The 16,917-nt window shown below is 66.7% G+C and carries 12 protein-coding genes; 7 read left to right on the forward strand and 5 right to left on the reverse strand.

Annotated elements, in window-relative coordinates; translation table 11 throughout:
* Positions 1 to 2 precede the first annotated feature (2 nt).
* Positions 3 to 797 carry a FadR/GntR family transcriptional regulator gene (locus tag FPZ54_RS00210; RefSeq protein WP_145844113.1) on the forward strand — a complete coding sequence of 265 codons (795 nt, stop codon included), beginning with the start codon at positions 3 to 5 and terminating at the stop codon, positions 795 to 797.
* Here the strand turns inward: FPZ54_RS00210 and FPZ54_RS00215 are convergent, their stop codons facing one another.
* Complete coding sequence (locus FPZ54_RS00215; RefSeq protein WP_239019652.1) at positions 798 to 3,131, reverse strand: glycoside hydrolase family 95 protein; 2,334 nt, start codon at positions 3,129 to 3,131, stop codon at positions 798 to 800. It abuts the gene before it with no gap.
* 4 nt (positions 3,132 to 3,135) lie between these two features.
* Positions 3,136 to 4,728: an alpha-N-arabinofuranosidase gene (locus FPZ54_RS00220; protein ID WP_145849490.1), complete on the reverse strand. Its 1,593-nt coding sequence runs from the start codon at positions 4,726 to 4,728 to the stop codon at positions 3,136 to 3,138.
* Positions 4,729 to 4,865: 137 nt separating this feature from the next.
* Here FPZ54_RS00220 and FPZ54_RS00225 point away from each other — a divergent pair, with 137 nt between their 5' ends.
* The 4 genes from FPZ54_RS00225 to xylA all read left to right on the forward strand — a co-directional run bounded on the left by FPZ54_RS00225 (position 4,866) and on the right by xylA (position 10,984).
* Positions 4,866 to 6,980 carry a right-handed parallel beta-helix repeat-containing protein gene (locus FPZ54_RS00225; RefSeq protein WP_145844115.1) on the forward strand — a complete coding sequence of 705 codons (2,115 nt, stop codon included), beginning with the start codon at positions 4,866 to 4,868 and terminating at the stop codon, positions 6,978 to 6,980.
* 111 nt (positions 6,981 to 7,091) lie between these two features.
* Complete coding sequence (locus tag FPZ54_RS00230; RefSeq protein ID WP_145844116.1) at positions 7,092 to 8,210, forward strand: glycoside hydrolase family 43 protein; 1,119 nt, start codon at positions 7,092 to 7,094, stop codon at positions 8,208 to 8,210.
* Positions 8,210 to 9,661, forward strand: a complete 1,452-nt coding sequence (xylB, locus tag FPZ54_RS00235; RefSeq protein ID WP_145844117.1) for a xylulokinase — start codon at positions 8,210 to 8,212, stop codon at positions 9,659 to 9,661. The genes FPZ54_RS00230 and xylB overlap by 1 nt, the downstream gene beginning before the upstream one ends.
* On the forward strand, positions 9,662 to 10,984 hold the full coding sequence (gene xylA, locus FPZ54_RS00240; RefSeq protein WP_145844118.1) for a xylose isomerase: 1,323 nt from the start codon (positions 9,662 to 9,664) through the stop codon (positions 10,982 to 10,984). It begins immediately after the preceding gene.
* Positions 10,985 to 11,029: 45 nt separating this feature from the next.
* Here the strand turns inward: xylA and FPZ54_RS00245 are convergent, their stop codons facing one another.
* The 3 genes from FPZ54_RS00245 to FPZ54_RS00250 are packed head-to-tail and all read right to left on the reverse strand — an operon-like array spanning position 11,030 to position 13,192.
* A complete protein-coding gene (locus FPZ54_RS00245; protein WP_239019654.1) occupies positions 11,030 to 12,157 on the reverse strand; it encodes a family 43 glycosylhydrolase in 1,128 nt (375 codons plus the stop codon).
* The gene (locus FPZ54_RS20085) at positions 12,108 to 12,464 is read right to left on the reverse strand and encodes a glycoside hydrolase family protein (RefSeq protein ID WP_239019655.1); all 357 of its coding nucleotides are present in this window, start codon (positions 12,462 to 12,464) and stop codon (positions 12,108 to 12,110) included. The genes FPZ54_RS00245 and FPZ54_RS20085 overlap by 50 nt, the downstream gene beginning before the upstream one ends.
* Before the next feature lie 23 nt (positions 12,465 to 12,487).
* Positions 12,488 to 13,192: an acetylxylan esterase gene (locus FPZ54_RS00250; protein WP_145844119.1), complete on the reverse strand. Its 705-nt coding sequence runs from the start codon at positions 13,190 to 13,192 to the stop codon at positions 12,488 to 12,490.
* A gap of 167 nt (positions 13,193 to 13,359) precedes the next feature.
* Between FPZ54_RS00250 and FPZ54_RS00255 the strand changes: the two genes are divergently transcribed.
* Together FPZ54_RS00255 and FPZ54_RS00260 are read left to right on the forward strand one after the other, a co-directional pair.
* Positions 13,360 to 14,319 (forward strand): alpha/beta hydrolase, encoded by a 960-nt coding sequence (locus FPZ54_RS00255; protein WP_145844120.1) that lies wholly within the window; start codon positions 13,360 to 13,362, stop codon positions 14,317 to 14,319.
* A gap of 81 nt (positions 14,320 to 14,400) precedes the next feature.
* The gene (locus tag FPZ54_RS00260; protein WP_239019656.1) at positions 14,401 to 16,917 is read left to right on the forward strand and encodes a glycoside hydrolase family 9 protein; all 2,517 of its coding nucleotides are present in this window, start codon (positions 14,401 to 14,403) and stop codon (positions 16,915 to 16,917) included.

Raw genomic sequence — 16,917 nt, forward strand, 5'->3', positions numbered from 1 at the left:
GGATGAAAAAGGACGAGGCCGCCGCTCCGGCCGGGGACGTTGAAACGGGTGAGCGCGCTGCGCGGGTGCGCGGCCCGGGACGGCGCCTGCGTGGGGCCGTGGCCAACAAGATCGGCACCGCAATCCTGTCCGGGGAATATGGCCCGGGCGACATCCTGTCCGGCGAGATCGCCGCAGCCGAGGCGCTCAACGTGTCGCGCGGCGCCTATCGGGAGGCGATGCAGGTGCTCGCCGCCAAGGGTCTGGTCGAGAGCCGCCCCAAGACGGGCACCCGCGTCCTCCCGCGCGAGCGGTGGAACCTGCTCGACCCCGAAGTGCTCGCCTGGGCCTTTGCGGGCGATCCCGACGCACGGCTCATCCGCAGCCTGTTCGAACTGCGCCTGGTGATCGAACCCGCCGCCGCCGCCTTTGCCGCACAGCGGCGCAGCAAGGCGGATATCAAGCGGATGCGCGATGCGCTCAACGGGATGCGGCGCCATTCGCTGGCGACGGCAGAGGGCCGTGCCGCCGACCGCGATTTCCACGATGCGCTTTTGCGCGCGACCAACAACGACGCGCTGGTGGTCATCAGCGCGTCGATCGGCGCGGCGGTGGCCTGGACCACGCATTTCAAGCAGCGCACGCGCGAACTGCCGCGCGATCCCATCCCCGATCACGCCCGCGTGCTCGACGCGATCGTCGCGGGGGATGTGGAGGGCGCGACCGAAGCGATGCGCGCGCTGGTGCAACTCGCGCTGGAGGATACACGCGGGGTCATGGACGACGCGGAAATGGTCGGCGAGGCGGCGGCCTCCTGATCACCCGGTCAGCGATGGTCCGCGCAACCGAACCGGCTTTCCCGCGACCAGCATCACCTCCACCATCCGCTTGCCGCAAGAGATCCGGCGCGTGCCGTCCCTGCCCCCGGTCAGCACCACCTCTTCGAGCGCGCCGCCGCGCCAGCGAAGATCGACCCGACACTGGCCGCGCGCGCGCAGCCCGCTGACCGATCCATCCGGCCAGGCGGAGGGGAGGGCGGGGAGCAGCGAAATGTCCTCACCCCGGCTTTGCATCAGCATCTCGGCGATGGCGCGGGTCCCGCCGAAATTGCCGTCGATCTGAAAGGGCGGGTGCGCGTCGAACAGATTGGGATAGGTGCGCCCCGGGCCAAGCAGAAAGGCCAGGATGGCGTGCGCGCGGTCTCCGTCGCGCAGCCGCGCCCATAATGCGATGCGCCAGGCGGTCGCCCAGCCGGTCGATTCATCGCCGCGCAGTTCGAGCGAGCGGCGCGCGGCTGCGGCAAGCTCCGGCGTCCGCTCCGGGTTGATCTGGTCACTCGGGAACAGCGCATAGAGGTGCGAGACATGGCGATGATCGGGCTCGGGCGCGCGCGCGTCCCAGTCCGCGCGCCATTCCTGCAACTGACCCTGCGCGCCGATCCGATCCTTGGGCAGACGGGCGCGTGCCGCCTTCACCTGCGCCGCAAACTCCGCATCCACGTCCAGGATCGCCGCCGCCCGTGCCACCTGATCGAACAGATCGCGCAATATCTGGCTGTCCATTGCCGGCCCGGCACAGACCGCCGCGCCCATCGGATGCCGGTTCTCGGGCGAGATCGATGGGCTGGTCACCAGCGCCCCGGTTGCGGGATCGATCTGGAGGGTGTCGAGGAAGAACAGCGCCGCGCCGCGCATCACCGGATAGATGGCGCGGAGAAAATCGCGGTCGCGGCCATAATCGTAGCGCTCCCACAGATGCGTGCACAGCCACGCCCCGCCGGTCGGCCACATCCCCCATTGCGCGCCGTCGATCGGCGCGGTCGCACGCCACAGGTCGGTGTTGTGGTGACACACCCAACCGCGCGCGCCGTACATTGCGCGCGCTGTGCGTTCGCCGGTAATCGCCAGTTCGCGCACCATCCGCAGCAGCGGCTCGACACATTCGGGCAGCGCGGTGACCTCGGCGGGCCAATAGTTCATTTCGGTGTTGATGTTGACGGTATATTTGGACTGCCAGGGCGGGTCGTTGCTGTCGTTCCAGATGCCCTGAAGGTTCGCGGGCTGGGTGCCCGGCCGTGAGCTGGCGATGAGCAGATAGCGGCCATAATCAAAATACAGCGCCGCGAGCGCGGGGTCCTCCGCCGGACGGTTGCGGCGCACGCGTTCGTCGGTGGGCAGCGTTGCGGCCGGGCTGGTGCCAAGGTCGAGCGTTACGCGGCGGAACAGCTGCCGATGCGCGTCGACGGCATCGGCGCGAAGCCGGTCGAACCCGCGCGCGCCGGCGCGGCGGAGTGCGGCAAGCGTTGCGCTATCGGGGTCGCCCGACACGTCGTCGAAGCGGCGGAAGCTGGTCGCCATGGCGAGAAACAGCGTCACGGCCCGCGTCTGCTCGATCCGGATCGAGCCTGGGTTCTTTCTCACGGTCCCGCTCTCGGCGATCACCTGCAGCCGCGCGGCAAAGCGCAGCGCGCCCGATACCCCGGCGCGCGCGGCGTTGCGTCCGTTAAGGGTCAGCATTCTTCCCTCGATCGTCACGCGCGCGTCGGGCTGCTGCGAGCCCAGCCCGATCGACACGTCGAACGGCGCATCGGCGGTGAGCCGGACGGCGATCACATCGTCGGGGGCCGAGGCAAAGGCTTCGCGGCGGTGGCGCACCCCGCCGAGCGTGAATTCCACCGATGCGATGGCGGAGTCGAGATCGAGCTCGCGGCGATAGTCGGTCACCGCGCCCTGCGCCGCTCCGGGCAGGTCGAGCAGCAGATCGCCAAGCGCCTGATAGGCCATCTGGGTGCGCGGCGTGCCGATCAGGCGGCTGTCCGCCAGCGCCTCCGCCTCCGCATACAGCCCTGCGGCAATCAGGCGGCGGACCTCGGGCAATGCCGCGCGCGCGGCGGGGTTCACCGGATCATAGGGCCCGCCCGTCCATAAACTATCCTCGTTGAGCTGAAGCCGCTCGCGCGCGACGCCGCCGAAAATCATCGCGCCGATCCGCCCGTTGCCGATCGGCAGCGCTTGCGTCCATTCGGCGGCGGGCTGGCGATACCAAAGCCGCGACGCGTTGCGCGGGACCTCGCTCCCCAAAGCAGGCAACGCGGCGAGCGCGGACGCGCCGCCCAGAACCGCGCGCCGCGAAACCTCCAGCGAGCCGGTCACCGGATCATCGCAGCTTCAGAACCACCACCGACTTGGCGGGAAGCGTGACGCTGAGCTTGCCCTCCGAGACGCTCGCCCCGTCGAACGCGGCGGGCGCGACGACATCGGGCGCGTCGAAGCTGTTATGCGCGTCCATCTCCCCTGCGGTCAGGATACGACCGCTCGCCCCGCTCGCCTGCACTCCGCCCAGATCGACGCTGACCGGGAGAGCGCGGTTGGGATCGGCATTGACCAAAGCGACATGCACCGCGCCCGCCGTGTCCCGCACGGCGGATACGCTGATCGCGGGAATCGCGACATCGTCCTTGTGATACCAGGGGCTGTCGAGCGTCACCGGCAGGCTGGTCGCACCCTGCCACGGCACATAGAGGTCGAACACCCAATAGGTCGGGGTCTTCACCATGCGCGGCCCGTCGGTGAGCAGCATCGCCTGCAGCACGTTCACCATTTGCGCGATCGCCGCCATCTTCACGCGCTCGGCATGTTTGGTGAAGATGTTGATGTTGAGCGCGGCGACCATCGCGTCGCGCAGGCTGTTCTGCTGCTGCAGGAAGCCGGGATTGGAACCGGGCGCGGGATCGTACCAGGTGCCCCATTCGTCGACCGCGAGCATCACGCGCTTGTCGGGATCATATTTGTCCATGATCGCCGAATGTTTGGTGATATATTCGTCCATCTGCAGCGTGTGCTGAAGCGTCGAAGCCCATTCGCGCTCGGGAAAGCCCAGCGCAGGACCCTTATCCTCCCATTTCTCGTCGCGCGGGCGGGTGTAGAAATGCAGTGCCAGCCCGTCGATATGCTTGGCCGACATGCGCATCATCGTCTCGGTCCATTCGTAATTGGCATCCGAGGGGCCGCTGGCGATCTTGAGCATCTTGCCGTTGCCGGACTTGGCGAAGGTGATGAAGCGGTTGGTGACGTCGGCGGCATATTCCGCGCGCATATTGCCGCCACAACCCCATAGTTCGTTGCCGATGCCGAGATAGTCGAGCTTCCACGGCTCCTTGCGGCCATTGGCGGCGCGTTCCTTCGCCAGCACCGTGGTGTTGGCCGGAGCGGTCAGATATTCCACCCATTGCGAGGTTTCGGCGGGCGTGCCGCTGCCGATATTGGCCGAAACATAGGTGCGTGCGCCCAGTCGCTGCGCAAAGCCCATGAATTCATGCGTGCCGAAGCTGTTGTCCTCGTTCACCCCGCCCCAGTTGGTGTTGATCTTGACCGGACGGCGGTTGCGCGGACCGATTCCGTCGCGCCAGTGATATTCGTCGGCGAAGCAGCCGCCGGGCCAGCGCACCATCGGCACCTTGATCGCCTTCAGCGCGTCGAGCACGTCGCGGCGATAGCCGCCGTCATTGGGGATGGACGAGCGCTCGCCGACCCACACCCCGCCATAGATGCCGGTGCCCAGATGCTCCATGAACTGGCCGAAAATATCGGGATGAACCTGCGGACCGGGCCGACTCGCGTCGATCTTCGCGGTAGCCTGCTGCGCCTGGACCGGAGCCGCGGTCAGCGGTGCCGTGGCCAGCAGCAGGGCGGAGAACAGCGATATCCGGCTCCAGCGGCCATCCGCGCGCAGCCGCGTCTTGCTCGACATCATCACCCGCATCTCTCCCTGTTGGCTCTGTCCCCGCGCATCGCGGAAACGGCATTGCATTTGTTGGAGTAGTTCGCGCATTGTCCGCTCGTCAAGCCCGCACGCCACACCTGGCGCCGGGATCATGGGAGGCCGAGATGCGGTGCGCGCGATCGATCCTGTTGCTGGCGATGCTGGCGCTCTGGATGCCAGGGCCGAGCGCAAGCGCGCAATCTTTGCCGTCCGGCCCCACGCTTCCCGAAGTACCAGCGCCGACTCGCGACCCGGACGCCCGCCATTCGATCGTCATCCCGATCCGCCCCGTGCCGGTGCCGGTTGTCCTGCATCTCGCGCCTGACGGATCGGACGAAGGAGACGGCTCGGCGGCCCGCCCGATCGCCAGCTTCACCCGCGCCCAGGCGCTGGTGCGCCGCTTGAACGAAACGAACGACGTTACCGTGCGGATTGCGCCGGGAACCTACCGCCTCGCCAAACCGCTGCGCTTCACCGCCGAGGATGGCGGCCGCAATGGCTTTGTCGTCCGCTGGGAGGGCGCGCCGGGCGCCTATCCGGTGATTTCGGGCGGCACCCGGGTCAGCGGCTGGCAACTTGCCGATCGTGCACGCGGCATCTGGCGCGCCCGCATCCCGACGGGGATCGACCCGCGCCAGCTCACCGTGAACGGCGCGCTGGCTCCACGGGCGCGGATCGAGATTCCGCGCACGGCAGTGACCTTCCATCCCTGGGGACTGGCGATCGTCGATCCGGCCTGGCGGTCGCTTGCGGACTTGTCCGACCAGCGGCGGATCGAGGTCGAGGGGATGAGCTGGTTCACCCATCGGCACGCGATGGTCGATCGGATCGACCGCGATCGCATCGTCATGCAGCAGCCCGGCTGGCGCAACAATCTGGTGGGCTATGATACGTTCGCGCGGCCCGTCTCGGCCGAAGTGGCGCGGTTGTTCCTGGTCAACAACCTCGCCTTCCTGCGGGAGCCTGGCCAATGGGTCGCCGATCCGGCGGCGGGCCTCCTCTACTACCGGCCGCGCGCAGGCGAGGATATGGCACAGGCGGAGGTGATCGTCCCCCGGCTCGATCACCTGATGTCGATCGGCGGAACGCTCGACCTTCCGGTGCGCGATCTCGAATTTCGCGGGCTTTCGTTCCGCCACACCAGCTGGCTGCAACCCTCCGGCCCTGAAGGCTATGTCAGCCAGCAGAGCGGCGCCTATCTCGCCGGAGAGCTCGCCGGTTACCCCGCCGATCCGATCCGCGACTGCAGCTGGGGGTGCCCTGCGTTCGAGAGGATGCGCAACCATTGGCGCCAGCAACCCGCGGCGATCCAGGTGGCGGCGGCAAGCCGGATTGTGTTCGACGACAACCGTTTCGGACAACTGGGCCAGATCGCGCTCGGCATCGGCAACAATCCCGATGCGAACGCCACCGGGATCGGGCTTGCGGCGACCGCGATCGAGGTGACCCGCAACGAATTTCGCGACCTTGCGGGCGGCGCGATCATGGCGGGCGGAATTTCGCGTGACGCGCACCATCCTTCGCGCCCCGAGCTCGCGGTTCGCGACATCCTGATCCGCGACAACCGCATTTCGCACGTATCGCATGATTACAAGGAACAGGCCGCTGTGCTCGTCACATATGCCAGCGGCGCCGTGATCATGCACAACGACATTTCCGACACGCCCTATGACGGCATCGATGTCGGGTGGGGATGGGGGATCAACGATCCGGGCGGCAGCGCCGAATATTATCGGCGGCACCGGTCCTATTACGACCAGCCCGGCAATATCGTCTATGACACGCCGACGATCCTGCGCGACACGGTCATTGTCGGCAATCGCGTCGGCCGGGTGAAGCAATGGTTCCCCGATGGCGGCGCGATCTACCACCTCTCGGCCGATCCCGGGGCGCTGATCGCCCGCAACTATATCTATGACGTCGCCGGAGCGGGAGGGATCGCCATCTATCTCGACGAGGGATCGCGCTATGTGACGGTGCGGGAGAATGTGATCGACCGCGTCGGCGGCGTCTGGCTCAACCTCAATTCACAGGATACGATCGCCCCGCGCCGCACCGCGCTCGACAATCGGGCGACCGGCAACTGGTATAATTCGGGGCGCATCCAGGGAAGCTGGACCGATTATCTGAACAATCGCGCTGAAGGCAATGTCGCGGTGAAGGGCGATGTCTGGCCCGACGCGGCGCAGCGGGTGATCGCAGAAAGCGGGATCCGGCCGCTTTCAGGAACCGCACGCTAGAAAAATCCGCTCTAAACTCTGACTAAACCTAAAGCATATTGGCCAAAGCAGATGTTAGCGCTATCACCGACGCAACGCCGATCGAAATCAGCGACTGAGGAGAGAGAGACGATGCGATACCCGACCCTTCCGCTTGTCATCCTGGGCGCCTGCCTCGCCGCCTGCAATGCCGGGACCGCGGGCAATCAGGCCGAGCCTGAAGCGAATACGAGCGTCGCCCGCGCGCCCGACGGCCGCGAATATATCAGCCAGCCGCTGGTGACCGAAATCTTCACCGCCGACCCTTCCGCGCACGTCTTCGACGGCAAGATCTATGTCTATGCCAGCCACGATATCGATGCGGGAATCGCCGATGACGACCTCGGCAACCAATATGCGATGCGGGACTATCGCGTGCTGCGGATGGACAGGATCGGCGGCCCGGTGACGGTCGGCCCGGTCGCGCTTGACGTAAAGGACGTGCCCTGGGCCTCGCAGCAGATGTGGGCACCCGACGCCGCGTACAAGAACGGCACCTATTATCTCTATTTCCCGGCGCGCGACAGGACCAAGGACAAGAACGGCATAGGCGCGTTCCGCATCGGCGTCGCGACCTCGAAGAACCCGATGGGGCCGTTCACGCCCGAACCCAACTATATCCCCGGCAGCTTCTCGATGGACCCCGCCGTCTTCACCGACGCGGACGGTACCAGCTACATGTATTTCGGCGGCATCTGGGGCGGGCAGCTCCAGCGCTGGAAGGACGGGGTCTATGATCCCAACGGCTCCGACACCGATCTGATGCAGGACGACAAGCCCGCCATCTCGGGCAAGGTCGTCAAGATGAACACGGACATGAAGACGTTCGCGGAACCCGTGCGCGACGCGGTGATCCTGGACGAGAAGGGCAATCCGATCCTGGGCGGCGACCATGACCGGCGCTTTTTCGAGGCCGCATGGGTCTTCAAGCGCGGCGGGAAGTACTATTACACCTATTCCACCGGCGACACGCACTTCGTGAACTATGCGATCGGCGACAACCCCTATGGCCCGTTCACCTTCAAGGGGCATATCCTGAAGCCCGTGCAGGGCTGGACGTCGCACCATTCGATCGTCGAATGGAACGGAAAATGGTGGCTGTTCTACCACGACACCCAGCTCAGCGGGAAAAACCACCTGCGCAACGTCAAGGTGACCGAGCTGAAGTTCAACGACGACGGCACCATCCCCACCATCGATCCCTTCCGCTGATGTTCCTGGGGATCGATATCGGCACGTCGGGCGTGAAGGCGGTGGCGCTCGACGAGACGGGCGCCGTCGCGGGGCAGGGCACCGCCGCGCTCACCGTCCAGCGGCCGCATCCCGGCTGGTCGGAGCAGGATCCTGCGGCGTGGTGGCTCGCGACCACTGCTGCGGTGCAGGCGATCGACCCGGCGGTGCGCCGCTCGATCCGCGGCATCGGCATCGCCGGGCAGATGCACGGCGCGACGCTGTTGGGCGCGGATGACCAGCCGTTGCGCCCCGCAATCCTATGGAACGACGGTCGCAGCGACCTTGAGTGCGAGCAGCTGGAAGCTGCGGTCCCCGACCTGCGCGCGGTCACCGGCAATATCGCGATGCCGGGCTTCACCGCGCCCAAATTGCTGTGGGTGCGCAAGCATGAGCCGGAGCTGTTCGCGCAGGGCCGCACCGTGCTGTTGCCCAAGGACTATGTCCGGCTGCGGATGACCGGCGACAAGGCGTCGGATGTGTCCGATGCGGCTGGGACGCTCTGGGTGGATGTCGCCCGGCGCGATTGGAGCGACGCGATTCTCGCCGCCACCGGTCTGTCGCAGGCGGCGATGCCGAAACTGTACGAGGGCAGCGAGATCACCGGATCGCTGCGCCCTGAAGTCGCCGAGCTGTGGGGAATGCCGCAGGTTCCGGTGGTCGCGGGCGGCGGCGACAATGCCGCAGGTGCGGTCGGAGTCGGCGTGGTACGCGATGGCGACGCGCTGCTCTCGCTCGGCACATCGGGCGTGATCTTCGTCGCTACCGGCGACTTCCGCCCCAATCCCGCGCGCGCCGTGCATGCCTTCTGCCACTGCCTGCCCGGCATGTGGCACCAGATGAGCGTCCATCTCTCGGCCGCCTCCTGCATCGACTGGGTCGCCCGCCTGACCGGCGCGGCGGGCGCCGCCGATCTGTTCGCCCGCGCCGAGGCGTCGGGCCCCGGCACCGGCGGCGAGCTGTTCCTGCCCTATCTCTCGGGCGAGCGGACGCCGCACAATGATGCGCAGGTGCGCGGCGCATTTCTCGGCCTCGACAACGATACCGATTCCGGACGGCTGGCACAGGCAGTGCTGGAGGGCGTCGCCTTCGCGCTTGCCGACGGCCTCGACGCGCTGCGCGACGCAGGCACGCAGGTTTCACAGCTGTCGGTCATCGGCGGCGGCGCGCGCTCGGGCTATTGGGGCCGGATCATCGCCGCCGCGTTCGAAGTGCCGCTCGTCTATCTCAAGGGCGGCGAGGTCGGACCCGCGCTCGGAGCCGCCCGGCTCGCCCAGCTTGCGGTCGACGGTGGCGATCCTGCCAGCGTCTGCGCTGCGCCGCCCGTGTCGCAACGCATCGAGCCCGAACCCGACCTCATCGACCGCCTCGCCCCGCGCAAGGCGTTGTTCCGCCAAGCCTATCCCCGCATCACGCCCAAGAAAGGTCTCTAAATGCCTGCCGCCAACGATTATTTCGCGCAGTTCCCGACCATCGCCTATGAAGGGCCGGACAGCGACAACGAGCTTGCCTACCGCTTCTACGACAAGAACCGCGTCGTGTTCGGCAAGACGATGGAGGAGTATCTCCGCTTCGCCATGTGCATGTGGCACACCTTCTGCTGGCCCGGTTCCGACGTGTTCGGCGCGGGCACCTTCCAGCGGCCCTGGCAGGCAAATCCCGACGCGACACAGGCGGCGGCGCAGAAGCGCGAGACCGCGCTCGGCTTCGTCCAGAAGCTCGATCTGCCCTTCTACTGCTTCCACGATGTCGACGTGATGGAGCCGGCGAGCGACGTCGCGACCTATCAGCGCAACTTCGCGACCGCGGTCGACCATCTCGAAACGCTGCAGGGGCAGACCGGTCGCAAGCTGCTCTGGGGCACCGCCAACCTCTTCTCCGACCCGCGCTATGCCGCGGGCGCGGCGACCAGCCCCGACCCCGAAGTCTATGCCTGGGCCGCGTTGCAGGTCCGCTCGGCGCTCGACGCGACCAAGCGGCTGGGCGGCGCCAACTATGTGCTGTGGGGCGGTCGCGAGGGCTATGAGACGCTGACCAACACCGATCTCAAGCGCGAGCTCGACAATTTCGGACGGTTCCTCAGCCTCGTGGTCGAGCACAAGCACAAGATCGGCTTCACCGGCACGATCCTGATCGAACCCAAGCCGCACGAGCCGACCAAGCATCAGTACGATTTCGACACCGCGACGGTGTACGGCTTCCTCAAGCATTACGGGCTCGAGAAGGAGGTCTGCGTCAATATTGAGGCGAACCACGCCACCCTGTCGGGCCATACCTTCGAGCATGAGATCGCGACTGCCGCCGCCTTCGGCATCTTCGGATCAATCGACGCCAATCGCGGCGATCACCAGAATGGCTGGGACACCGACCAGTTTCCGAACTCGGTCGAGGAAACGACGCTGGCGATGCTCGAAATCGTCCGCGCGGGCGGCTTCACCACCGGCGGCTTCAACTTCGACGCCAAGGTGCGCCGCCAGTCGGTCGATGCCGACGATCTGCTCCACGGCCATATCGGCGGCGTCGACGTCGTCGCGGCGGCGCTGCTCAATGCCGAGCGGATCATTCAGGACGGCCGCATCGATGCGTTCAAGACGGAGCGTTATGCCGGCTGGGACGGCGAACTGGGCCAGATGATCCATCGCGACGGCACCAGCCTGTCCGACATCGCGGACCACGCCGTCAGCGCCAACCTGTCGCCCAGGCATCGCTCGGGCAAGCAGGAGCGGCTGGAAAACCTCATCAACCGCTTCGTGTGACGATAAGCGCGGCTGCGGTCCACCGGATCGCAGCCGCTGCGGCCTTCAAGGCTGCATGAACCGCCAGCGCCCCGCATCGCTGCGCGGATCGAACCGGGCGAGCGTCGGCGTGCTGGTGCCGATCGCCATCAGCGCCATATCGGCCTTGGCGCCACGCTTGGGCGTGATACGATAGCTGCCGTCGGTCAGCTGGTCGATCCGCCACAATTGCGCGTCGGCGCCGGTGAAGGCCGGCACGGCCTCGACCTCGTTCGCGTCCGTCGCGGCCAGTGCGCGCTCGGTGCCGGCGATGGTGATCTTGTAGAATGGTGCGCCGAACCAACCGCCCGCCTCCGGCACGGACGTGATCGTCCAATGCTGGTTGGGCCGGACCATGTAAGCCGACAGGTCGACCCGCACCGCGTCCTTGGGCCAGCCCGCCTGCACATCGGCCAGCGTCTGGTCAGCGATAGGCGACACTGGATCGCCCGGTTTGGCCATCCATGCCCGCCGCGCGTCGAACGGGATGCGCACGAAATCGACCTTGAGCTGCAAGGCATTGCCGCTGCGTTCGGACTTGATCTCATAGGTGCCGGGGCGGACATTGCTCCCCGCGACCGGCCAGCCGTCGCGCCACAGCAAGGGCTCGATCGCCAGCACGCTGCGCCCGCTGCGGTCCATGTCCGCCTCGTAATGCAGCGAGAATTTCTCGATTCCCCCGCCCAGGTCGATCAGGCCGAAATGCCCCGCGCCGATCATCCGCCCGCGTGCGCTGACCACCAGCTTCCCGCCGCCCCTGAGTAGGGGAATCCCCATATTGTCGACATAGGGGCCGAGCGGGCTGCGCGACCGGCCGACGCGGATATTGTAGGTCGAGTTGGGCCCGTCGCAGCAGGTGCCGTGCGTCCCGAGCAGATAATACCAGCCGTCGCGATACATCAGTGCGGTGGCTTCCATGTCGATGGCGATCTCGACCGGCTGGTTGCCCGCGACGCGCAGGCCCGTTGCGGGATCGAGCTCGATCATCCGGATCGACCCGAAATAGGTGCCATAGCTCAGCCACAACCGTCCGTCGTGATAGAGAAAGGCGGGGTCGATCGCGTCGTGATTCTCGATCCCGTCGCTCGACGCCACCGTCCCGATTTCATGATATTCGAAATCCGGCGATTTGGGGTCGAGCGACTTGGTCCACATGATCTTGACGTCGCTCTTGTGCCCCGCCGGACATGCCGCCGCCGCCGACCGCCCATGCGACATAATAGCGATCGCCGATCTTGATGACGTCGGGGGCGACACCCCCGCCAGGGCGCACCGGGCCGCCCGCCCAGGTCCAGCCATCCTCCGACATCAGCCCGCCGCCGCGCGTGCCGAACGTGTACCATTTGCCATCGGATTCGACGATGGTGGAGGGGTCGTGGATGAACACCTCCCCGGCCAGCTGCGCGGTGGCGGGGGAGGCGATGGCGAGGCTCAGGCCGAGCGCGATGCAGGACGTGCGCATGATCGGAACTCCGGTTCGGGACATCATTTCACATCGATCGCAAGATCGCGGATCGGCTGGCCGCGTTCGTCGAGGAAGCGCAGACAGAAGTCGCTGAGCCCCGGCCCGTTGATGACCGCGCCGTAAATGACGTTGCGGCCTTTCTTCAGAGTCACCCGATCCGACAGGACATCGTCCATCACCATCCGCCGGTCGTCGAACAGGGTCGCGGTCTCCGCACCGTTCAACCACCAGATCGATGCCGAATTGGACCCGACCGCCATCCGCACATTGCGCATCTCGCGCGGGCTGTCGATGACGGTCACCGCCCAGAAGACGACGCCATATTTGGGCTTGCCCAGCGACTGGGCGAAGTTGAACAGCTTGACGTCCCACAATTTGGACTCGAGCGCGTGCCAGCGCAGCGTCCCGCCCGCCTCGACCGTCTGGCCGTCACGCGGAACGGTGCCGAACCGGCCGGGAAACGTGCCGGGATTGAGCGCCGCGCGCACATAGTTGCCGGTGAAGACGGTGTTGGTGGGGTTGGGTTTGGCGATCGGTTCCAGCAACAGCCAGCGGCGGATGAACCCCTCCTCATCCGGGGTGGTCGGGGTGGCGGAAGCGGGCTGGAAGAACGCGGCAAGCGGAGGCACCCGAGGGCTTTGTTGCGCCATGGCGGGCCGGGTCAGTCCGAGGATCGCTGCGGCGCACAGCCCCGCCCGCGCAAGGTTTCGCGTTGTCCGCTTCATACATCCTCCCTTGTCAGCCCCATGGGGGTGGCGTCCTGGCAAAATCTGACCCAGCGCGTCGTGACCGTCAACTTGTCCTACAAAATGAAGATACTTCTATCAGAATTACCTTGTCAAAATCATTGCAAGTCGGCTTAATTGACCGACAAATAAAAGGGAGAGTGGCAATGGCTGAGGGCAACTGGTTCAGGCGCGGTGTGCGTGAGATCGGGCGGTGGGGGGCAGTGTCGGCTGCGCTCGCGCTCGCCCCGGCGGGGACGGCACTGGCGCAGGACGATCGGATGACCCCGATTGCGATTCCGGCGCAGCCCGATGCGATCACCCTGGACACCGGCCCGCTTCCCGGCGCGAAAGCGAACGAATCCTGGCACAGCCAATATGGCAGCCGGTTCGCCCGCAACGTAACCGTCGCCACGCTCACCCCGTTCCTGCCCGATCCGGCAAAGGCGACCGGTGCCGCCGTCGTCGTGGCACCCGGTGGGGGCTTCCGGACGCTGTCGATGGAGAATGAAGGCTGGGATGTCGCACGCGCGCTCGCCGCGCGCGGCGTTGCGGCGTTCGTTCTCAAATATCGGCTGAACCAGACGCCAGCCGACATGGCGGGCTTCGAGAAATCGATGCGGGAAATGTTCTCCGGCACCGCCGCGCGTCCGCCGCGCCCGGATCCCGACGCCGCGATGGCCGCACTCGCGCCCCAGATCGCCGATTCGCGCGCCGCCTTCGCGCTGATCCGCCGCCGGGCAAGCGAATGGCGCATCGACCCTGACCGCGTCGGCATGGTCGGCTTTTCGGCCGGCGCCATGCTCACCATGGCCACCGCGCTGGCTGGTCAGGATGCCAAGCCCGCCTTTATCGGCAATGTCTATGGCCCGATCGCGTCGATCAAGGTTCCCGCCGACGCGCCGCCACTGTTCGTGGCGCTGGCGGCCGACGATCCGTTCTTCGCCAGTAGCGGCTTTGGCCTGATCGAAAGCTGGAAGGCGGCGCAGCGCCCGGTGGAATTCCATCTCTACGAACAGGGCGGCCATGGCTTCGGCATGTATCCCAAGGAGACGACCAGCACCGGCTGGTTCGACGCCTTTGCCAACTGGCTCACCATGCACGGCTATATGAAGCGCGCAAGCTGAACGACGGCGCGGGGCGGGGGCATTGCGTCCGCTCCGCGCGCTGATATGGTAGCGCTACCAAAAATAAGGAGGAGAGGCCGAATGTCGCGCCGCCATATGCTGCTGGCTGCCCTGATCGGTGCGGCTGTCGTGCCCGCTAGCGCGCAGGAAGCCCCGTTGCGGCTCGACCGCGCCGATTATTTTGAGGCCCCCGGGGTCAACTGGCTGATCTTCTCCAACGTCAATGAAGGTCTGTTCGCCGACGCCAAGATCAGCGGCGTCGAGCTGATCCATCAGGGCATCCGCACCGCAACCAATGGCGATGTCCGGCTCGCCGCCACCCCCGGCCAATGGGACCCGGCGGGGCAATTCGTCAGCCGCCGCGTCGACAAGGCGGCTGGCGTGATCGAGGCGGCGATGCGCTATCCCGGCTTCACCTATACGGTGCGCGCCGAGCGGCGCGGAGGATCGATCGCGCTGTCTGTCTGGCTCGACCGGCCGCTCCCCGACGACATGGTTGGAAAGGCGGGCCTGAACCTCGAATTCGTCCCCGCGGCCTATTGGCATCGCTCCTATCTCGCCGATGGCCGTCCTGCGCTATTCCCGCGCCATCCCGCCGATGCGATGCAGCTGACGGCGGAGCGCAACCCCGCATCGGGCCGCAGCGACGGGCCGGGCGCCGAGCCGCTGCCCTTCGCCACCGGACGCCAGCTGGTCTTCTCGCCCGAAGACCCGGCGCGGCACGTCACCATCACGGCGGGGGAGGGAAACCTGTCGCTCTTCGACGGGCGCAACCAGGCTGACAATGGCTGGTACGTCGTGCGCCAGCTGATCCCCGGCGGCCGCAGCGGCAAGGTGATCGAATGGACGCTCGATGCGAAGAGCGTGCCGGGCTGGCTGCGACCCCCTGTGATCGCCCATTCGCAGCTCGGTTATCTGCCCGGCGCGCGCAAGATCGCCACGATCGAACTCGACCGGGACGACAAAAGGCAGCTTCGACCCAGCCTGTTGCGCGTCGAGGCATCGGGCAAGCTCGTGCCGGTGCAACTTCCTGCGGCGCGTGAATGGGGCCGCTATCTGCGCTATCGCTATCTTCAGGTCGATTTCAGCGGCGTGAAGACCCCCGGCACCTATCTGCTCGACTATGGCGGCACGCGCACCGCGCCCTTCCCGATCGCCTCGGGACTGTTCGACAGAGCCTGGCATCAGACCAACGACGTCTATCTGCCCGTCGCGATGGACCATGTCGCGGTGAACGAGGCCTATCGCGTCTGGCACGGCGATTCGCACCGCGACGACGCGCGACAGGCGCCGCTCAACCATGAGCATATCGATCTGTATCGCCAGGGGCCTACAACTGACACGAAGTTCAAGCCGGGCGAGCATATCCCCGGCCTTGCGGTCGGCGGCTGGCTCGACGCGGGCGACTTCGACATCCGCACCCAGACCCAATATCAGGTCATCCGCCAGCTGGTCGATGCGTGGGAACTGTTCGCGATCGATCGCGATACCGTCGCGGTCGATTGGGACGCGCGCAAGGTCGATCTGCACGTCCCCGACGGCACGCCCGATATCTTGCAACAGATCCGCCACGGCAGCCTGCAGCTGCTCGCGCAATATGATGCGGTGGGCCACGCCATCCACGGCATCGTCGAGCCGGATGTCGGCCAATATACCCATCTCGGCGATGCCGCGAGCAAGACTGACGGGCTGATCTACGATCCCAGTCTCAAACCCTATGAGCGCGCCTATGACAGCAGGGGCGGGCGCAGCGGGACGCCGGACGACCGCTGGGCCTTTACCAGCCGCGCCACCGCGCTCGACTATGGCTCGGCAGCCGCGCTCGCGGCGGCGTCGCGGGCATGGCGCGGGCGGGACGATGCGTTCGCGCGGCGGTGCCTCAATCGCGCGCAACGCATCTGGGAGTTGGAACAGGCCCGCCCACCCGCAACCTTCCGCCACGGCAACACCACCGGCGGCCCGCTCGATGTCGAGGAATTCGGCGCCGCAGTCGAACTGCTCCTCGCCACCGGAGACCGCCGCTATGCCGCGCGGGTCGAGGCGCTGGCCCCGGCGATGCTGAAGCGGTTCGGCTTTACCGCGCAAACCATGGTGAAGGCCCTGCCGCACATGCCGTCCGCCTATCGCGCGATGCTGGAAGCGGCCGCGCGCGACTGGACGGTGCAGGCTGACGCGATGCGCAAGGCGAACCCGTTCGGCGTGCCGATCACCGAGGGCAGCTGGGCGGGCAGCGGCGCGGTCCTCGGCTTCGGCCTCACCGGCTACGCCCTCCACCGCGCCTTTCCGGAGATCGTCGATGCCGGTCCGGTGATGCGCGCGCTCGATTTTCTCCACGGCCACCACCCGGCTTCGGACCGGTCGCTGGTTTCGGGTGTCGGCGCAGTGTCGAAAGAGGTTGCCTATGGCAGCAACCGCGCCGATTTCTCCTTCATCCCCGGCGGGGTGGTGCCCGGGATATTGGTGCTGAAGCCCGACTATCCCGAAAGCCGCGACGACTGGCCGTTCTTCTGGGGCCAGAATGAATATGTCGTGCCGGAAGGCGCGATGTACATCGCGCTCGCGCACGCCGCGCGACAGCTGGAGCGCGCGGCCCGCTAG

The organism is Sphingomonas suaedae (assembly GCF_007833215.1).
Classification (GTDB): domain Bacteria; phylum Pseudomonadota; class Alphaproteobacteria; order Sphingomonadales; family Sphingomonadaceae; genus Sphingomonas; species Sphingomonas suaedae.